Consider the following 19,087-nt stretch of genomic DNA (forward strand, 5'->3'; position numbering starts at 1 on the left):
TTGGCGGTGACTTAGTCGTACTCGATCCGCCGCCGGGTAATGCTGGTCCTTATGCCGGAGGCGCAGGTGATGGCTGAGAGGCCGGCGTGGGCCTTCAGACCACAGGCATCGGCGAAGCATCCATGATCGTCCCCAACCTCGGCGAGCACCCGGGCGCCGAGCTGGACGCCGAGGCCAGGGGAACTGAGTACTCCCTCAGCGTCCAGATGCTGAGGGAACGCCTCTTCCACCGCCTGGGCGAGGTCGTCGGCGGCGGCACAGGCCACCTCCGGCTGGATGAGCAGGACGAGTACCTGCCGTCCGATCGCGCCCTCGGCCAGCAGCGGCCGGTGGGCCCACTTCGCGGTGAAGACCTCACGCAACCGGTCGGCCTCGACGGCGATACCGCGCCACCGGTCACACCCCGGCGGAGCCCGCCCGGCACTCACCGCCTGCCGGTCACGGCCTCCCCTGTTACTGCCCGGTTCGGCGCTCGTCACCCGCCGGTCACGGCCTCTCCCGCTGCTGCTGGGCGGGTATGGCGTCTTCTCCGGTGCCGGCCGCGCAGGCTGGCGGTTACTGCTTGGCGGTGGCCACCGTCACGGGCCGGGGTATCAGGGCCATTCGGCCCGATAGGGCTGTCGCCGCCAGGGCCAGTAGTCCGGCCGCGCCGATCACCATGGCGTACACCGGCGGCAGTACGGCGGGAGCCGCTGTGCCCGTCATGCCTGTGCTGAACGCGGTCAGTACGGCCAGGGACATTCCGCTGCCCAGCACCACCGCCAGCAGCACCACGCTCAGCGCCTCCAGCCGCAGCATGCGCAGCACCTGGCGGCGCGTGGCCCCGGTCAGCCGGAGCATCGCGAACTCCCGTGCGCGCTCGGAGGTCGATATCGCCAGGGTGTTGACGGCGGCGATGGCGGTGAAGGCCACGATCAGGCCCATGGCGAGGTAGTTGACCCCGGCCTGTGCGTGCTGCCGGCCGTCCTGCCGTACCTCCGCCTCGCCGGGCGCCAGTAGCCGTACGCCGGGGAAGGCCCGTATCGCGGTCTCCAGCCGGGAGCGGTCGGCGCCGCCCGTGACGAGCACGGTCGAGGCGAGCGGGTTGTCGACATGTTGGGCGAGCAGGTCGTGTGGCAGGGTCAGGTCGCCGAAGCCGAGCCCCTTGGCGTACACGGCCACCACACGGACCGTGGTGGGGGTGCCGTCGCCGAGCGTCAGCTTCAGTTCGCCGCCGGGGCGCAGGCCGAGGCTGTCGGCGGCGGTCCGGCTGACGGCGACGCGGTTGCCGCCGAAGCTCGCGAGCGAGCCCTGGACCACCTGCGGGTCCCACGTGCGGGCCAGACCGCGCTCGGTGACGCCTTGGGCCGTGAGCTTCTCCAGATCGGCCGTCCGTACCGTAGTGCGCACGATCTCGGTGACGGCGGTGACGCCGGGGGTCCGGCGTACGGCCTCGGCCGCGGCGGCGGGGACTCCGGGCCCCTCGGCGGCCAGGACCCAGTCGGCGCGGGTGCCCTCCCGGGCCTGGTCCTGTGCGGCCTCGGCCAGGGTCGGCTGGGCGAACAGCACCGTACAGGCCATGCCGACCAGGAGGGTGAGGGGTGTGACGGCACCGGCCACCCGCCCGGAGTTGCCCCGCAGGTTGGCGATGGCGAGCCGGCCGCCGGGGCGGGCCGGCCGCAGTGGACCGGCCAACAGGGCCGCCGTGGCCCGTACGAGCAGCGGCCCGAGCAGGGCGACCGCGCACGCCAGGACGATGACGGCCAGATAGGTCACCGGCGTCGAGGCCGCCTCGGTGTTCAGCGCGCCGACAACCACGGTCAGGCCGGCGCCGGCGGCCAGGAACAGGATTCCGGCCACGACACGGGCCGGGGCGAGCCGGGGGCGTTCGACCGCGGCTTCGTCCAGTGCCTCGGCGGGGCGGATACGGGAGATCCGGCGGGCGGACACCCGGGCGGCGGCCCAGGCGCCGAGGAGGGTGGCGGCGAGGGCAGCGAGCACCGGGAAGACGCTGACGGCGGGCCGGAGCGTGGCGGGGATGACGCCCATGCCGGCGAAACGGCCGAGCAGCCACGTCCCGAGCGGCAGTCCGGCGAGTGCGCCGAGGGTGCCCGCGACGCCGCCGAGGAGCAGGGCCTCGCGGCTGATGAGCCGGCGGATCTGCCGGGGTGTGGCGGCGATCGCCCGGAGCAGGGCGAGCTCGCGGTGGCGCTGCTGGAGGGAGAGGGCGAAGGTTCCGACGACGACCAGGACGGCGATGGACAGGGCCGTGCCGCCGATGGCGCCGCCCATGCTGACGAGTTGCGTACGGGCCTTGGCGGCGTCGGGGAATTCGGCGGTGCCGCGGTCCTCGCCGGCGTGCACCCTGGCGGTGCTGCCGGTCAGCGCGCGCTCCACCTCCCGTCGCAGCGTTTCCGTGCCGGTGCCCGGCCCGGGGCGGATGCCGATGGCGCTGATCAGGCCGGGGCGGGCGGAGAGCCGCGCGGCCTCGGCGGTGGAGAAGAAGAGGCTGGTCTGGTGGCCGAGGCCGGCGCCGGAGGGCGCGGCGACACCGGTGACGCGGTAGGTGCGCGGGGCCTGGGTGGCCTGGACGGTCACCCGGTCACCGGGCCGGAGCCGGGTGCGGTCCGCCAGTTCACGGTCGATGACGAGGTCACCTGCCGCGGTGGGCGCATGCCCTTGGACGAGGCGGAAAGGCGTGAGCGCGGCCGACCGCCAGGCATGGCCGTACGACGCCCTGCCGCCCTCCTGCCCGTTCCCCGCCGGGCCGCCGGCATCCGGACCGCTGCTCATGATCCGGGCCGGGAAGGTCACCTCCGGCACCGCCTCGGCGACGCCGCGCACCGCCGCGATCTTCTCCACGACGTCCTCGGGCAGCCATGCGCGCTCGGCGAGCGGTTTGGCCTTGTGCTTCACCTTGGCCGTGCCGTCGTCCTTGTAGCGGACCGTGGTCCGGTGGGCGTTCTGGTCGGCGGTGACGATCAACGGCGATGCCGCGTACCGCTCGGTGACGATGGCGCCCCGCAGCCCGGTTTCCAGCAGGACACCGCAGGCGGTGACGAGCGCGGCGGCGCACAGGAGGGCGACGAAGGCGCCGATGAATCCGCCTTTGCGGCCCCGTAGGCTCAGCATCGCGTAACGCAGCATCATGCGTACACCGTGTCGCACATGCCCCATCCGCGGCACTCCGGCCGACCCGCGTCTTCCTGGTGGGGTTAACCCCCGCCCCCACCGCTGCCGCGCCCCACGTTCCACGTCTCCCCCGCTCCCCGACTCCATCGACCCATCGGCGCACCGGTCTCGTGGGTCATATCTCGGGGAAGTGGTGCTCCAGGAGCTCCGGGTCCTCTCCCTCTTCCTCCAGTGCCTGCCGCACCACCCGCAGCGCCAGTCCCGGCGCGTACCCCTTGCGCGCCAGCATCCCGGCGAGCCGGCGCAGCCGCTTCTCCCGGTCCAGCCCTCGCGTCGAACGCATTTTGCGGGCGACCAGCTCGCGGGCGGTGCGTTCCTCCTGTTCGGAGTCGAGCTGCTCGACGGCCGTCTCCACGATCGAGGCGTCCACGCCCTTGGTCCGCAGCTCGCTGGCGAGCGCGCGGCGCGCCAGGCCCCGGCCGTGGTGGCGGGACTCGACCCAGGCGTCGGCGAACGCCGCGTCGTCGATCAGCCCGACCTCCTCGAAGCGGGAGAGCACCTCTTCGGCGGTCTCCTCGGGGATGCCCCGCTTGCGCAGGGCGTCCCCGAGCTGTTTGCGCGTACGCGGTGACCCGGTGAGCAGGCGCAGACAGATCGCCCGCGCCTGCTCCTCGGGCGTACGCGGTGGTTCCGCCTCGGCCCTCGACGAGCCGGAACCACCGCCGTCCGCACGGTCCTGGCGCCGGGCAGGGTGGTGCACGCCGGCCCCGGCGCCACCGCCGGTGCCGGGATCGCTGCCGGGCCACTCCGTTCGCCGCGTCATGACGGATCAGCCCTTGGCCGCGGCGGCCTTGGCGCCCTTCGTCCCCTTGGCCGCCGAAGCCGGGGCCGCCTTGGCGGGCTCGCTCGCCGCCGCGCCCGCCGCGTCCGGGCCGGGCTCGGCCGCCGGGTCCGCCGGGCGCACGCCGATGCCCAGCTTCTCCTTGATCTTCTTCTCGATCTCGTTGCCGAGGTCGGGATTGTCCTTGAGGAAGTTCCGGGCGTTCTCCTTGCCCTGCCCGAGCTGGTCGCCCTCGTACGTGTACCAGGCGCCGGACTTGCGGACGAAGCCGTGCTCCACACCCATGTCGATCAGACCGCCCTCGCGGCTGATGCCCTGGCCGTAGAGGATGTCGAACTCGGCCTGCTTGAAGGGCGGGGCGACCTTGTTCTTGACGATCTTGACACGGGTACGGTTGCCGACCGCTTCCGTGCCGTCCTTGAGGGTCTCGATGCGGCGGATGTCCAGTCGCACCGAGGCGTAGAACTTCAGCGCCCGGCCACCGGTCGTGGTCTCCGGCGAGCCGAACATCACGCCGATCTTCTCGCGGAGCTGGTTGATGAAGATCGCGGTGGTCTTGGACTGGTTGAGCGCGCTGGTGATCTTCCGCAGCGCCTGGCTCATCAGACGGGCCTGGAGACCGACGTGCGAATCGCCCATCTCACCCTCGATCTCGGCCTTCGGCACCAGGGCGGCGACGGAGTCGATGACGATCAGGTCGAGTGCACCGGAGCGGACCAGCATGTCCGTGATCTCCAGGGCCTGCTCACCGTTGTCGGGCTGGGACAGGATCAGTGCGTCCGTGTCCACGCCGAGCTTCTTGGCGTACTCCGGGTCGAGGGCGTGCTCCGCGTCGATGAAGGCGACGGCGCCGCCGGCCTTCTGCGCGTTGGCGACCGCGTGCAGCGTGAGGGTCGTCTTACCGGAGGATTCCGGACCGTAGACCTCCACCACACGGCCACGCGGGAGACCGCCGACGCCGAGCGCGACGTCCAGAGCGGTCGACCCGGTGGGGATGACCTCGATGGGTTCGTCGGGCCGCTCCCCCATGCGCATCACGGCGCCCTTGCCGAATTGCCGTTCGATCTGTGCGAGCGCGGCGTCCAGCGCCTTGTCGCGGTCAGTGCCTGCCATGGGTTCCACCCGATTTGCTTGAGTCGATCGCTTCACGTCCACGACGCTAACGCCTGCCACTGACAATGCGCCCGGACCCGGTCCCGACCTGTGGATAACTCACCGGGCGCCCCCCGCTCCCACCTCGGCCACGGACCGCCCCACGAGCCGTCACACCGGCCAGAACTCCCATAAGAATAGATGTTCGATTTTGCTGTCAAGCGCATCACATACTCCGCCGGCGCCGGTCATCCGGCTCGGAAGCAGGCGCTCGCCGACCTGCCGTCACGGCCGGAGTGGGCGTGTGACGCAGATATCACCGGGTGCGCCGGGGAAGTGATCGCCACGGCGCAAGAAGAGGTGGCCAGGGCAGTGGGGCGGCAGGAAACCGGGCGCCGTCATCATTGCTACGGTCACCGGATGTCGGAATGGCCGACGGGCGGTGTACGCGCTCGGATACGGGAGATGGCGACACGGGACCCGGGGCGGGAGCGTTTCGGGGCGGACACGCACCGGTACGGGCTGGCGCCCGCGCTGCCGGAGGCACAGATCAGGGCGTTCGAGGCCGCGCACGGCATCGTCCTGCCGGCGCAGTACCGTTCCTTCGTCGCGCGGGTGGGCGACGGTCCCGCCGGTCCCGGTCATGGGCTGATGCCGCTGACCGCTCCCCGCCCGGAGGCCGGCGACGAGTGGGCCGTGGATGACGAGTGGAACCAGGACCGGCTGCCGGGACGGCTCGCCGCACCGTTTCCTCTCGCCGCGCCTCTGCCCGGCAGGATCGACGCCCGGACCGACGAGCTGACCCGGGGCACGCTCATGCTGGCCGAAGAGGGGTGCGGCACTTTCATCCGGCTGATCCTGAATGGCCCGCACGCTGGTGAAATCTGGCGGATCGATCCGGTCTGGAGTGGCTTCGTCCCGGCGAGCCCCGGTTTTCGCGCCTGGTACACCGAGTGGCTCCAGCGCCCGTGAATACGCCCCGACACCGGCGCACGCGCCGCGCCTGACCATCGCATCGGTCCACCGCGTCGGACCGCCGGCTCCGGCCGCCGGGCCCGACGGCCGCCCGGGGCGATGCGTTCCTTGGCCCGCCTCGGGTCAGGTCCTGGCCCAGCTCGGCATCTCGGCCCTCGAATCGACCCACGCCAGAACCTGCCCGATGACCGCGTCGAGCTCGTCCTTGGACCTGGGACGGTGATCCGCCGCCCAGACCACCCCGGTCAGGTCGTCGATCCCCATGAGATGACACCTGCCGCTCCTGTAGACGGCCGTGGTCACCCATCGGCTTCCCGCTTCGATGGTCACCCTCGCATCGGCGGTGGGCTTGCGTCCCGGACGATCAGGAGGTCCATCAGCAGGGCGGAGCCGCAGCACCACCCTGATACCGCGCGCCAGGCACCCGGCCTCGTTCTCCGCGAACCACGCCTGAAGCCACTGTGGCAACTCATCCATATCGTCCCCCCTCGCTCGCCACTCGCCACTCGGCAAACAGCACCAGGATGCCCCGGGAAGCGGCGGCCGGGGCCGGACCGGAATCGTCGTGAAGCCGCTGAGGAAAGAAGTAACCCGAACCCATTCGGCGTCCCCGGCTGTTCGACGTCCGCGCACCGGCCGGCCGCCTCCACCGGTCGCCTGTCTCCACCGGCCGTCTCCACCGCCCGTCTCCACCGGCCGCCTCCGCCGGTCCGGCGTTCCCGGCGGGCCCGGTTTCAGTGGACGGAGAATCCGCCGTCGACGAAGATCGACTGGCCGGTGACGTAGGCGGCGGCGCGGCTCGCCAGGAAGACCGCCGCGCCCGCGAAGTCCTCGGTCACACCGTTGCGGCCGGTCAGCGTGCGCGCGGCCAGCGCCGCCACCCTTTCGGGGTCGGCGGACAACCGGGTGTTGAGCGGCGTCATCACGAACCCCGGCACCAGCGTGTTGCAGGTGACGCCGTACGGCGACCACGCCTCGGCCTGGGAGCGGGCCAGCGACTCCAGCGCCCCCTTGGAGACTCCGTAGGCGCCGCTCTGGACGAACGCCCGATGGGCCTGCTGGGAAGTGATGTGGATGATCCGCCCGAAACCGCGTTCCGCCATGCCGGGCCCGAACCGCTGCCCCAGCAGAAAGGGCGCTTCCAGGTTGACCGCCATCGTGGTGTCCCAGACGTCCTCGCCCAGCTCACTCATCGGGGGCCGCAGATTGACCCCGGCGCAGTTGACGAGGATGTCGGGCTCCCCGAACGTGCCGGCCGCCTCCTCCGCCGCCGTACGCACGGCCTCACGCGTTCCCAGGTCGGCGCTCACCCAGGCCGCCCGGCAGCCGTCCGCCGTCAGTTCACCGACCGTCGCCTCCAGTTCGGCCTGCCTGCGCGCGACGATCACCACACTCGCCCCGGCGCGCGCCAGGGCTCCGGCTACGGCCCGGCCTATGCCGGAACTGCCACCGGTCACCACGGCGGTCCGGCCGTCCAGGGAGAACAGCTCGGAGAGGTACGCCTGTGAAGCCGAATTCGTCGGATTCGTCGAGTTCGCGGACACGCTGGAGGTCATGATCGAACTCTAGGCGGCACCGTCGCCCGTGTCACCGGACCGGCTCACCCGCGGCCGTTGCCTCCCTCACCACCGTCTCTTCCCTTACCCCCGTCGCTTCCCTTGCTCCCGTCCCTTCCCTCGCTCCCGTCACCGGCAGCGTCCGTCTCCTCCTGCGTCCGCTCGTCCAGCGGTGCGGAGGGCGAGCGTTCCCCCAGCGAGCGCCGTACGCGCGCGAGCGCCCGGGCCCCGCGCCTGGGCCGGCCGCGCCCATGCACCCGCGGGTCGTCCGTGACCTCGTACCGCTTGACGTACGCGCCCAGGAACGCCTGCAGCGTCGCGGTCGCCGGGATCGCGATCAGCGCGCCGACCGCGCCCATCAGCGCCGTGCCCGCGATGACCGAGCCGAAGGCGACGGCCGGGTGGATGTCCACGGTCTTGGCGGTGATGCGCGGCTGGAGCAGGTAGTTTTCGAACTGCTGATAGATCACCACGAAGCCGAAGACCCACAGCGCGTACCAGGGATTGACGGTGAAGGCGATCAGGATCGGCAGCGCGCCCGCCAGGTACGTACCGATGGTCGGGATGAACTGCGAGACCAGGCCGACCCACATGCCGAGCGCCGGCGCGTACGGGACGCCGAGGATCTCCAGCAGGATGTAGTGCGCGATGCCGGAGATGAGAGCCATCAGACCGCGTGAGTACAGATACCCGCCGGTTTTGGCGACCGCGATCTCCCAGGCGCGCAGCACCTCCGCCTGGCGGGACGGCGGCAGTACGGAGCACAGCGCGCGCCGCAGCCGGGGCCCGTCGGCAGCGAAGTAGAACGAGAACAGCGCCACCGTCAGCAGGTTGAACAGGCTGCCCAGAACGGTTGCCGAGACGGCCAGGACGTTGTTGGCGCTGTCCTGCACGTATTTCTGCAGCCAGTCCGACTTGAGCAGGTTGTTCTGGATCTCGACCCGCGACAGATGGGTGTGGAAGGTGGCGTTCATCCAACTGATCACGGAGTCCAGGTACTGCGGGAACTCCTCGACCATCCTGGCGATCTGTCCGGCCAGCATGGACCCCAGGAGCGCGAAGAAGCCCGCGGTCCCGATCAGGATGCCGAAGAACACCACGCCGGTGGCCAGTCCGCGCCGCATGCCGCGCGCCGCCATCCAGTCGACGGCCGGCTCGACGGCCAGCGCCAGGAAGAACGCGATCAGGATGTTCAGCAGCAGGGAGATGAGCTGGTGGAAGGCCCAGCTCCCCAGTTGGAAGCAGGCCACGAGCGCGAGCGCCAGCACCATGGCGCGGGGCAGCCAGCGCGGCATCCGCGCGGAACGCGGGTCGTCGGGGCGGTTGTCGCCGGAACGGCCGTCATCGGAACGGCTGTCGTCAGGGCTGCTGTCGTCAGGGCGGTTGTCGTCGGGACCGGTGATCTTCGGAGTCGCGGGCACGGGCCAAGTGTCGCGCACAGGTACGACAGTCCCCGCCCTGCCCCGCGCGTCAGCGCTTCTCGTACGGGATGTCCATCGCCGAGCAGACCGCGCGCCACACGTCCTTCGCGCTCCACCCCGCCTCCAGCGCCTGATGGACGGTACGCCCGCCGAGCTCGGACATCACGTGATCACGCGCGAAGGAATCGGCGTAGGCCGCGCCGAAATGATCCGCCATCTTCTCCCAGAAGATCGTCAACCGCATGCGTCCCGCTCCGTATCGGCTCGACCGGCTCCGCCGGCTCCGTCAGCTCCGACCTGTAGGTCTGTCCTGTCAGTCTGACCTGTAAGTTTCCCTTACGCCTGGTCCGCCCGCCGCATCAGGAGCGGCGGACCGCCGAGAACCCGAGTGGGAGGAACGGTTCCGTGCGCACCCATGTCCAGGGCGACGCGCCCCCGGCCGGCACACAGCCCCACGCTCACGCCATACCCACACCGATACCGGTACGGATACCGATGCCGATACCTCTGTGGTAGCCGTGCCGCCGGTCGTGCTGTCAGTCGTGCTGCCGGGCACCGGGCTGCTGGTGCTCCTGGGCCTGTGGGCGGTGCGGACCGTACGCGGGCGGGAGGAGCGGGCCCGGCTCGTCGAGGATCTGCGCCGCAGCCGCGAACAGGTGGCCCGGCTCTCCCATGAGGCCGGCCTCGCCGCGGAGCGGGAACGGCGGGCCAGGGAAGTCCACGCCGCTTTGGCGCAGGGTCTGACCGATGTCATAGGGCTGGTGGAGGCCGCTCGGTCCAGGGCTGACCGCTCCCCGGCCACGGCCCGTACCCATCTGTCGCTGGCCGGGCGGACGGCCGAAGCCTCTCTGGAGAAGGCCCGCGGTCTCGCGCCACCGGATTAGGAGCCGGGACGGAACGCGAAGAACCTCGGCCACGGCCCTGCCCGCCCCGCGGTGTGCACGGGGCGGACAGGGCCGGCCAGGTCACCGCCGGCCCGGTCAGGCCGTCAGTGGACCGTCCGGTCAGCCCATGTTGTTCTCGGCGTCGATGAACTGCTGGATACGGCGCTGGAGCGCGTCCGCCTGGGCGCGGGTGCGCTTGGCACCCGCGTGGTTGCCCGCACGGTCCTGCCGGTCGGCGCGGGCGCGCAGCTCGGCGACCTGCTTCTGCATCTCGCGGATGTCGACGGTGACGGCGCCGCCGCGGGCCGCCATCACGGCCTGGCCGGCCGTCGGGGCCGCGTGGGCGGGCAGAGCCGTGAACAGAACGCCTCCGGCCATCGCTGCGGTCACGGCGAGGGTGGAAATGCGTCGACGCATGAGTCTCCTTCAAAGTGCTGCTCGCCCGCCCCCGTTGGGAGGGGCGAATACCAGCCAGTAACCCTATACGACCCTGACGATCACCCAATTCGCTCCCAACGCCCCGGTTCATTCCCGGCATTCGCCTCTCATAGGGGCCGTCAACCGATGCGTCCGGTACCCCGCTCCTGAGAGTGCAGCCGTACGGGAGGCGCTGCCCCGTCGCGCGTTCCGGCCCTACCTTCGGTCCATGGCTGAAAATGGAGCATCATCGCCCGCGCAGGCCCGTGCCGAGCGCTTCATCTGGCTCACCGCCCGTGTGCTCGAACAGCGCCGCTTCGAGTACCACTTCCTGGACGGCGGGGCGGACGCGGTCGAGACCGCGCTGGCCGCGTACCTCAACGAGGACGGCGGGTACGGCCATGCCCTGGAACCCGACCTGCGCGGCCCGGTCAGCCAGCCGCTCCACACCGCACACGCGCTGACCGTCCTGGACCTCATCGGGCGCTGCGGCCCCCGGCAGGTGGAGCGGATCTGCCGCTACCTGACCCGGATCTCCACTCCCGACGGCGCGCTGCCGGCCGTCCACCCCTCCCTGCGCGGTTACCCGGCGGCGCCCTGGGTCGCGGTGACCGACGAGCCTCCGAGCGCTCTGCTGGCCACGGGTCCGGTGGTGGGCGTGCTGCACCGCAACGAGGTGTGGCACGCCTGGCTGTTCCGGGCCACCGACTTCTGCTGGCAGGCGGTGGAGGGCCTGGAGAAGACCCATCCGTACGAGGTCCAGGCGGCGCTCGCCTTCCTGGACGGCGCACCGGACCGCCCGCGCGCCGCCGCGGCGGCCCAGCGCCTGGGGGAACTCGTACGGGAACAGCACCTGGTCCTTCTGGAACCCGGGCGGGCGGGGCGGAGCCCGGTGGCCGAGGGGTACGCGCCCGGGGAGCACCACTTCGCGTACGACTACGCGCCGACGCCCGGTTCGCCGGCCCGCCGCTGGTTCACCGACGCGGAGATGGACCGGGCGCTGGACCATCTCGCCTCCCTCCAGGGGGAGGACGGCGGGTGGCCGGTCAACTGCCGCGCGTGGGCGCCGGGTACGACCCTGGAAGGGCGACCGATGGCGACGCTCGAGGCGCTGCTGACGCTGCGCTCGTACGGCCGGCTGGCCGTCTGATGATGAGCCACCCGGACAATCCGGACCGGGACCCGGACCGGGACCCGGACCGGGACCGGAACACCGGAACCGACGCCCTTACTGGTGCGGGCGGGGATGCCCGTACTGGTGCGGGTGCCGACGGATCAGCCGCCCAGGGCCCGTACGCCCGCGGTGACGAGCACGGCCACGGCGATCACGACGAGGAACGGCGCGCGCAGTACGAGAGCGACGACGGCGGCGCCGACGCCCGCGGCCCTGGCGTCGAGCAGGAGGTGGTGGCCGTCGCTGAAGGTCTGCTGTGCGGTGAGCGCCGCCAGGAGCGCCACCGGCAGCAGCGCCGCCAGCCGCTTGACCAGCGGACGTTCCAGGACGCCCGCGGGCACGAGCAGGCCCAGGTATTTGAACAGGTAGCAGCCGGCGGCGGTGGCGCCGATGGCGATCCAGACGCTCATCGCGCCTCCCCCTTCGGTGTCGCGGTACGGTCGCGCGGGGCGCGGCTCTCAGGAACGCGGGCCGGCCCGCTCGCCGCCGTACGGCCCCGGACGAAGAGGACGGCGGGGGCGGCGAGCGCGGCGACGAGCACCGGTACCCCCGCGGGCAGCACCGGGAGCGTGCCCACAAGGAGCACGACCGCCAGGCCCGCGACGGCTCTCTCGGCGGTGCCGCGCAGCATCGGGGCGAGCAGCGCCAGAAAGACGGCGGGGCCCGCCGCGTCCAGCCCCCAGGCGTCGGTGTCGCCGAGGGCCTGCGCCCCCATGGCACCGATGAGGGTGGTGAGGTTCCACAGGACGTACAGGGTCAGGCCGGTGGCCGTGAACCCCAGACGGGCGCTGCGCCGGTCGGGCTGGGCGACGGTGACGGCCGTGGTCTCGTCGATGACCCAGTGGGCGACGAACGGCTTGACCGCCGCCCGGTAGCCCAGGAGGCCGGACAGGCGCAGCCCGTAGAAGGCGTTGCGGGCGCCCAGGAAAAACGCTCCTGCGGCGGCCGTGAACGGGTTGCCGCCCGCGGCCAGCGCGCCGACGAGCGCGAACTGCGAGGCGCCGGTGAAGACGAGCAGGCTCAGCGCGCAGCTCTGGAGGAGGGTCAGCCCGGCGCCCGCCGCGGTCACCCCGAAGGCGAAGCCCGAGAGGCCGACGGCGATGCCGACGCCGAGCGCGTCTCTGATGACGGCCGCGTCCGCCTTGGCCCCGGGCGGCGCGGCGGGTACGGCTTCGGACGCCGCCCGGGTGTCCGGCACAACGGATGCGATGGATGTGACGGATGTTCCGGACACGACGGCTGTTTCCGGCACGTCGGATGCGGCAGGTGCTCCGGGCGCGCCGGTGCCGGACGACGCGGCAGGAGCGGCGTGCGCCCCGGACGGCGCGTCGATGGGTCTCTCTGTGTGTTCTGGCACGCCCCGGACGTTAGGAGCCGCCGTGCCCGCCCGTCTTGTACGTTCTTGCGCGGCGCCCCGCCCCACCCCTACTCACCGCTGACCAGCGGCACCTCACCGGCTCGTCAAGGCGGACGAGTCCATGGGGCGTTGTGGCCATCGGCGATCGAAGGCGGTGAGCCGGCGTGTGACCGCCTGCCGGGTCCAACGCGTCGCGCATCGTCTGGCAGTCGTCGGCCTTGGCTCCGGTGAGCGCGAGCCGCACTCGCCCCGGTCGGCGAGGGCGGAACCCTGGGCGGTTTCCTCTACCGCGCCCGTTCGCGGCGGTACGCGCCGGGCGGTACGCCGACGATCCGGGTGAAATGCCGGTTCAGGTGCGGCTGATCGGTGAATCCCACGGCGACGGCGGCCTCGGCGGGCATCGTCCCGGCTTCCAGGAGGTGGCGCGCGCGGCGCACCCGGGCGTCGGTGAGCCAGGTGTGCGGCGGCATTCCGTACGTCTCCTTGAAGGCGCGCAGCAGCGCGAAGGGACTGGTCCGCAGTTCGTGCGCCAGCCCTTCGAGGCCGGGCGGGTCGGCCATCCGCTCCTCCAGGAGCGCCTTGGCCCGCGCGGCGGTCCGGGCACCCGCCGTACGGGGCGTACGGGCCGGGAGCGGGCCGCCGTGACGGCGCAGCAGGCGGGCGAGGACGATCCGCAGCACGCTGTCGGCGGCGAGCGCGTCGCCCTCTTCGGCGGCCCGGTGCACCGCGTTGACCAGATGGGCCGCGCCCGGGTCGTCGGCCGTGGTCTCGGTGAATCCGGCCGTGCCGCGCAGGGTGCTCGTCTCGGCGGCGACATCGGCGACGAGCTGCGCGGACGGGTAGAGCGTGGAGTACGTCCAGCCTTCCGGTACGCCCGCGCGGGCGGTGTGCGGCACCTCCGGGTTGATCATGATGACGCTCCCGTGACCCGCCTGTACGACGCCGTGCGGGAGTCCCACCTCCTCGACGCCGGAGGTGACCGCGCAGACCACGTAGCCGTCGTGGGAGTGGCGGGGGAAGGAGTGGCGGACGTAGTGGGCGCGCAGCAGGTCAAGGCCGGGCAGTTGGGCGTGGCGCCAGTGCCGCGCCCACTCGCGCGGCGCGTGCCCGGCCCCAGCTCCGGCCCCGGCTTCGGCTCCGGCTCGTGCGCCCGCTCCCGCCTCCGGCCCGGCCGGGAGCCAGGTGTCCGGCACGGTCATGCGGTCTGCCCTGTTCGCCCGCTGCGCTCTCCGTATGCTCTGCACCATCTGTGTCCCGTGCATGCTCCTCGCCTCCTCACCCCCTCGCGTCACCGCCCCTCCCGGCTCATTGTGCTCCGCCCTCCCCACCGCTGACCTGCGCGTCCGCCCTGTGGACGGCTGACTGTCAGTGGTCCGGTGCACGATAGGGAACATGGCTAGGACAGCGCTGGACTCGTTCTCCCCCGCCACCCGGGACTGGTTCACGGGCGCCTTCCGCGCGCCCACCGCCGCCCAGGAGGGTGCCTGGCGGGCGATCGGCGAGGGCTCCGACGTCCTGGTCGTCGCGCCGACGGGTTCCGGCAAGACCCTGGCCGCCTTCCTCGCCTCCCTGGACCGTCTCGCCGCCACTCCTCCGCCCGCCGACGCCAAGAAGCGCTGCCGGGTGCTGTACATCTCGCCCCTGAAAGCGCTCGCGGTCGACGTCGAGCGCAATCTGCGCAGCCCGCTGACGGGCATCCGCCAGGAGTCCGTACGTCTGGGTCTGCCCGAGCCCGACATCCGGGTGGGCATCCGGTCCGGTGACACCCCGGCCGCCGAGCGCCGGTCGATCGCCAACCGCCCGCCGGACATCCTGATCACGACCCCGAATCGCTGTTCCTGATGCTGACGTCCTCGGCCCGTGAGGCGCTGACGGGCGTGGAGACGGTGATCCTCGACGAGGTGCACGCGGTCGCCGGTACCAAGCGCGGCGCGCATCTGGCGCTCTCCCTGGAGCGGCTGGACGCCCTTCTGGAGCGGCCGGCGCGCCGTATCGGCCTGTCGGCGACCGTGCGCCCGGTGGAGGAGGTCGCCCGCTATCTGTCCCCCCAGCGGCGGGTGGAGATCGTCCAGCCGCCCTCCGGCAAGGAGTTCGACCTGTCCGTGGTCGTCCCGGTCGAGGACCTCGGGGAGCTGGGCGGCTCCCCCGTCCAGGAGGGCGCCACCGGCGAGAAGCCCTCCATCTGGCCGCATGTCGAGGAGAGGATCGCCGACCTGGTCCAGGCGCACCGCTCCACGATCGTCTTCGCCAACTCCCGCCGCCTCGCCGAGCGCCTGTGCAACCGCCTGAATGAGATCGCCTACGAACGGGCCACGGGCGAGGCACTGCCGGAGGACCACTCCCCGCCGAGCTGATGGCCGAGTCGGGGGCGGCCAGGGGCGCGCCCGCGCTGCTGGCCCGCGCCCACCACGGCTCGGTCTCCAAGGAACAGCGCGCCCAGGTGGAGGAGGACCTCAAGGCGGGCCGGCTGCCGGCCGTGGTGGCCACCTCCAGTCTGGAGCTGGGCATCGACATGGGCGCGGTGGACCTGGTCGTCCAGGTGGAGTCGCCGCCGTCGGTGGCCTCCGGCCTCCAGCGGGTGGGGCGTGCGGGCCATCAGGTCGGCGCGGTCTCCCGGGGCGTGGTCTTCCCCAAGTACCGTGGCGACCTGGTCCAGGCCGCCGTGGTGACCGAGCGGATGCGGGCCGGCGCCATCGAGTCGCTGCGCATCCCCGCCAATCCGCTGGACGTGCTCGCCCAGCAGCTCGTGGCCATGACGGCGATGGACACCTGGGACGTGGGGGAACTGCTGGCCCTGGTCCGCCGCGCCGCCTCCTTCGCCACGCTGCCCGAGTCGGCGTTCACGGCCGTCCTGGACATGCTCGCCGGCCGCTACCCGTCCGACGCCTTCGCCGAGCTGCGGCCCCGCGTCGTATGGGACCGCGTCGCGCAGACGGTCACCGGCCGCCCGGGGGCGCAGCGGCTGGCCGTCACCTCCGGCGGCACGATCCCCGACCGCGGCCTGTTCGGGGTCTTCCTCGCGGGCGCCGACCCCAAGAAAGGCGGCGGGCGCGTCGGGGAGCTGGACGAGGAGATGGTCTACGAGTCACGGGTCGGTGACGTCTTCACACTCGGTACGACGTCCTGGCGCATCGAGGACATCACCCGCGACCGGGTGCTGGTCTCCCCCGCCCCCGGAGTTCCCGGCCGGCTGCCCTTCTGGAAGGGCGACCAGCTCGGCCGCCCGCTGGAACTGGGCCGCGCGCTGGGCGCGTTCCTCCGTGAGATCGGATCACTGGCCCCCGAGGCGGCCCGAGAGCGGCTGGCCGCCGCCGGCCTGGACGACTGGGCCGTCGGCAACGTCCTGGGCTATCTGGACGAGCAGCGGCAGGCGTGCGGCCATGTGCCGGACGACCGCACGATCGTCGTCGAGCGCTTCCGGGACGAGCTCGGTGACTGGCGGGTCGTGGTGCACTCCCCCTTCGGCGCGCAGGTGCACGCCCCCTGGGCGCTCGCCCTGGGCGCCCGTCTCTCCGAGCGCTACGGCATGGACGCCCAGGTCATGCACGCCGACGACGGCATCGTGCTGCGGCTGCCCGACGCCGACCTGATGGGCCTGGACCTCCTGGACACCGACCCGGCCGGGCCGGTCGGCTCCGGCGCGGCCGGCCGGGGCACCGAGTACGACCCCGAGCAGTCCCCGGTCGGCGCGGCCGACGTCGTCTTCGACAAGGGCGAGGTGGACCAGCTCGTCACCGACCAGGTGGGCGGCTCCGCGCTGTTCGCCTCCCGGTTCCGCGAGTGCGCGGCGCGCGCCCTGCTCCTGCCGCGCCGCTCACCGGGCAAGCGCACACCGCTGTGGCAGCAGCGCCAGCGGGCCTCCCAGCTCCTCCAGGTGGCCGGTGAGTTCGGCTCGTTCCCGATCATCCTGGAGGCCGTACGCGAATGCCTCCAGGACGTCTTCGACGTGCCGGGGCTGGCCGAGCTGATGGGAGACATCGAGGCACGCCGGGTCCGCCTGCTCGAGGTCACCACTCCCGAGCCCTCCCCCTTCGCCCGCTCGCTCCTGTTCGGTTATGTCGCACAGTTCCTGTACGAGGGCGACTCCCCGCTCGCCGAGCGCCGGGCCGCCGCGCTGTCCCTGGACTCCCGCCTCCTGGCGGAGCTGCTGGGCCAGGCCGAACTGCGCGAGCTGCTGGACGCGGACGTGCTGGCCGAGCTGGAGCGCGAACTCCAGTGGCGCACGGACGACCGCCGGGTCAAGGACGCCGAGGGCGTGGCCGACGCGCTGCGCGTCCTGGGGCCGCTGACCGACGCGGAGCTGGCCGAGCGCGGCGCGGAGCCGGGATGGGCCCAGGACCTGTCGGTGGCCCGGCGCGCCATCAGGGTCCGCATCGCGGGGCAGGACCACTGGGCCGCCGTCGAGGACGCCGGCCGGCTGCGGGACGCCCTGGGCACCGCCCTGCCCGTAGGCGTCCCGGAATCCTTCACCGAACCCGTCAAGGACCCCTTGGGCGACCTGCTCTCCCGCTACGCCCGTACGCACGGCCCGTTCACCTCCGAGCAGGCCGCGGCCCGCTTCGGCCTCGGCACGGCCGTCACGGACGGCGCCCTGCACCGCCTCGCCGCGGCCGGCCGGGTCGTACCGGGCGAATTCCGCCCACCCGTCGCCCACCACCCTTCACCGGAAGCGCTGCACGCCGCGCCTTCCCCTGGAACCGGCCAGGAGTGGTGCGACGCCCAGGTCCTGCGCCGGCTGCGCCGCCGTTCGCTGGCCGCCCTGCGCGAGGAGCTGGAGCCGGTACCACCCACCGCCCTGGCCGCGTTCCTGCCCCAGTGGCAGCACCTGGGCACGCACAGCCTGCGCGGCATCGACGGACTCCTGCGGGCCATCGAGCAGTTGCAGGGCGCCGCGGTGCCCGCCTCCGCCCTGGAAAAACTCGTCCTGCCCTCCCGCGTCACCGACTACACCCCCGCCCTGCTGGATGAACTGACCGCCACCGGAGAGGTGTTGTGGGCCGGCGCGGGCGCCCTGCCCGGCAAGGACGGCTGGATCTCCCTGCACCTGGCCGACTCAGCGCCGCTGCTCCTGCCGCCCCCGTACCCGCTCGAACCGACCGCGCTGCACGAATCCGTCCTGAGCGCCCTGGCCCCCGGCTACGGACTCTTCTTCCGCCAGATCGCCGACCAGGTACGGGCCACCACCCACCCCGAGTGCACCGACCCCCAACTGGCCGACGCGCTGTGGGAGCTGGCCTGGTCCGGCCGCCTCACCAACGACACCCTCGCCCCGCTGCGCGCCCTCCTCGGCTCGGGGCGCACCGCCGGGTCCACCGCGCACCGTGCCAAGCGCCCGGTGCCGCGCGGCCGTTATGGAAACGCCGGGGTGGGGTTCACGGCCGGCGCCCTCACCGGCGGCTCCGGGCGCATGAGCCGGCCCGCTTCCCGGTCCGGCCCGCCGACCGTGGCCGGCCGCTGGTCCCTGCTTCCCGGTCCCGAGCCGGAGGCGACCCGCCGCGCCCACGCCCTGGCCCGTACGCTCCTGGACCGGCACGGGGTCGTCACCCGTGGCGCGGTCACCGCCGAGGGCGTCGAGGGCGGCTTCTCCGCCGCCTACCGTGTCCTGTCCGTGTTCGAGGAGACCGGGCAGGCCCGGCGCGGCTATGTCGTGGAGGGCCTGGGCGCCGCCCAGTTCGCGATGGAGGGCGCGGTCGACCGGCTGCGCGCGGTCGCCGCCCGGCGGGAGCGCACCACCGAGGAGCCCATGCCTCAAGTCTCCGCGCCCTGGCAGGAGGAGCGCCGCCGGACCGCGCCCGCGCGGGCGTTCGTACTGGCCGCCGCCGATCCGGCGAACGCCTACGGTGCCGCACTGCCCTGGCCGGAGCCGCCCGACGGCTCCACCCACAAGCCGGGCCGCAAGGCCGGCTCCCTGGTCGTCCTGGTGGACGGCGAGCTGATCCTCTACATGGAGCGCGGCGGCAAGACCCTGCTGGCCTGGCAGCTTCCCCGGGACGCCGGGGAGGCGACGGCCGGCAGCCGGCTGGGCCCGGCTCTGGAAGCGCTGACCGCCGCGGCCCGCGCGGGCGCCCTGGGCACGGTCACCGTCGAGCGCGTGAACGGCGTGGCGGCCCTGACCTCTCCCCTGGCCCCTGCCCTGGAAGCTGCGGGCTTCCACGCCACCCCGCGCGGTCTGCGCCTGAGACCGTGAGGGCGCGCCCGGCGGCCTCGTACGCGGACCGTGTCCGTACGCGCCACCACCTACCGGCGGCATCATGGGCGT

The 19,087-nt window shown here is 72.8% G+C and carries 15 protein-coding genes and 1 pseudogene; 4 read left to right on the plus strand and 12 right to left on the minus strand.

From position 1 onward, the window contains the following. Positions 1–11 precede the first annotated feature (11 nt). The 4 genes from KGS77_RS08410 to recA all read right to left on the minus strand — a co-directional run bounded on the left by KGS77_RS08410 (position 12) and on the right by recA (position 5,065). Complete coding sequence (locus KGS77_RS08410; RefSeq protein WP_242579962.1) at positions 12–428, minus strand: transposase; 417 nt, start codon at positions 426–428, stop codon at positions 12–14. Positions 429–555: 127 nt separating this feature from the next. After that, positions 556–3,129 (minus strand): FtsX-like permease family protein, encoded by a 2,574-nt coding sequence (locus KGS77_RS08415; protein WP_242579964.1) that lies wholly within the window; start codon positions 3,127–3,129, stop codon positions 556–558. A gap of 157 nt (positions 3,130–3,286) precedes the next feature. Beyond that, positions 3,287–3,934 (minus strand): recombination regulator RecX, encoded by a 648-nt coding sequence (recX, locus tag KGS77_RS08420; RefSeq protein WP_242579967.1) that lies wholly within the window; start codon positions 3,932–3,934, stop codon positions 3,287–3,289. A 6-nt stretch (positions 3,935–3,940) separates the two neighbouring features. Continuing rightward, complete coding sequence (gene recA / locus KGS77_RS08425) at positions 3,941–5,065, minus strand: recombinase RecA (RefSeq protein ID WP_242579970.1); 1,125 nt, start codon at positions 5,063–5,065, stop codon at positions 3,941–3,943. A 444-nt stretch (positions 5,066–5,509) separates the two neighbouring features. Between recA and KGS77_RS08430 the strand changes: the two genes are divergently transcribed. Next, positions 5,510–6,016 (plus strand): SMI1/KNR4 family protein, encoded by a 507-nt coding sequence (locus tag KGS77_RS08430; RefSeq protein ID WP_242579971.1) that lies wholly within the window; start codon positions 5,510–5,512, stop codon positions 6,014–6,016. A gap of 126 nt (positions 6,017–6,142) precedes the next feature. Here KGS77_RS08430 and KGS77_RS08435 read toward each other — a convergent pair whose 3' ends face one another. From KGS77_RS08435 to KGS77_RS08450, 4 genes are all read right to left on the minus strand, one after another. After that, positions 6,143–6,283, minus strand: a complete 141-nt coding sequence (locus KGS77_RS08435) for a hypothetical protein (protein ID WP_242579972.1) — start codon at positions 6,281–6,283, stop codon at positions 6,143–6,145. A gap of 470 nt (positions 6,284–6,753) precedes the next feature. Further along, entirely contained in the window at positions 6,754–7,575 is an 822-nt protein-coding gene (locus KGS77_RS08440) for an SDR family oxidoreductase (protein ID WP_242579973.1), read from the minus strand. A 44-nt stretch (positions 7,576–7,619) separates the two neighbouring features. Continuing rightward, positions 7,620–8,996 carry an AI-2E family transporter gene (locus KGS77_RS08445; RefSeq protein ID WP_242579974.1) on the minus strand — a complete coding sequence of 459 codons (1,377 nt, stop codon included), beginning with the start codon at positions 8,994–8,996 and terminating at the stop codon, positions 7,620–7,622. 49 nt (positions 8,997–9,045) lie between these two features. Then, a complete protein-coding gene (locus KGS77_RS08450; RefSeq protein WP_242579975.1) occupies positions 9,046–9,240 on the minus strand; it encodes a DUF3046 domain-containing protein in 195 nt (64 codons plus the stop codon). A 298-nt stretch (positions 9,241–9,538) separates the two neighbouring features. Here KGS77_RS08450 and KGS77_RS08455 point away from each other — a divergent pair, with 298 nt between their 5' ends. Continuing rightward, complete coding sequence (locus KGS77_RS08455; RefSeq protein ID WP_242579976.1) at positions 9,539–9,880, plus strand: histidine kinase; 342 nt, start codon at positions 9,539–9,541, stop codon at positions 9,878–9,880. 120 nt (positions 9,881–10,000) lie between these two features. Here the strand turns inward: KGS77_RS08455 and KGS77_RS08460 are convergent, their stop codons facing one another. Beyond that, on the minus strand, positions 10,001–10,297 hold the full coding sequence (locus KGS77_RS08460; protein ID WP_242579978.1) for a hypothetical protein: 297 nt from the start codon (positions 10,295–10,297) through the stop codon (positions 10,001–10,003). A 229-nt stretch (positions 10,298–10,526) separates the two neighbouring features. Here KGS77_RS08460 and KGS77_RS08465 point away from each other — a divergent pair, with 229 nt between their 5' ends. Next, positions 10,527–11,447, plus strand: coding sequence for a hypothetical protein (locus KGS77_RS08465; RefSeq protein ID WP_242579980.1), 921 nt, complete (start codon positions 10,527–10,529; stop codon positions 11,445–11,447). A 125-nt stretch (positions 11,448–11,572) separates the two neighbouring features. Here KGS77_RS08465 and KGS77_RS08470 read toward each other — a convergent pair whose 3' ends face one another. The 3 genes from KGS77_RS08470 to KGS77_RS08480 all read right to left on the minus strand — a co-directional run bounded on the left by KGS77_RS08470 (position 11,573) and on the right by KGS77_RS08480 (position 14,027). Beyond that, on the minus strand, positions 11,573–11,881 hold the full coding sequence (locus KGS77_RS08470) for an AzlD domain-containing protein (protein WP_242579981.1): 309 nt from the start codon (positions 11,879–11,881) through the stop codon (positions 11,573–11,575). Next, a complete protein-coding gene (locus KGS77_RS08475; RefSeq protein WP_242579982.1) occupies positions 11,878–12,669 on the minus strand; it encodes an AzlC family ABC transporter permease in 792 nt (263 codons plus the stop codon). Before KGS77_RS08475 ends, KGS77_RS08470 begins: the two co-directional genes overlap by 4 nt. 443 nt (positions 12,670–13,112) lie before the next feature. Further along, entirely contained in the window at positions 13,113–14,027 is a 915-nt protein-coding gene (locus KGS77_RS08480; protein ID WP_242579983.1) for an AraC family transcriptional regulator, read from the minus strand. A gap of 193 nt (positions 14,028–14,220) precedes the next feature. On the opposite strand from KGS77_RS08480, the pseudogene KGS77_RS08485 reads away from it, so the two are divergent. Then, positions 14,221–19,015 (plus strand): annotated as a pseudogene (locus KGS77_RS08485) (DEAD/DEAH box helicase). Positions 19,016–19,087: the final 72 nt, after the last annotated feature.

Source organism: Streptomyces sp. MST-110588, assembly GCF_022695595.1.
Taxonomy (GTDB): Bacteria; Actinomycetota; Actinomycetes; order Streptomycetales; family Streptomycetaceae; genus Streptomyces.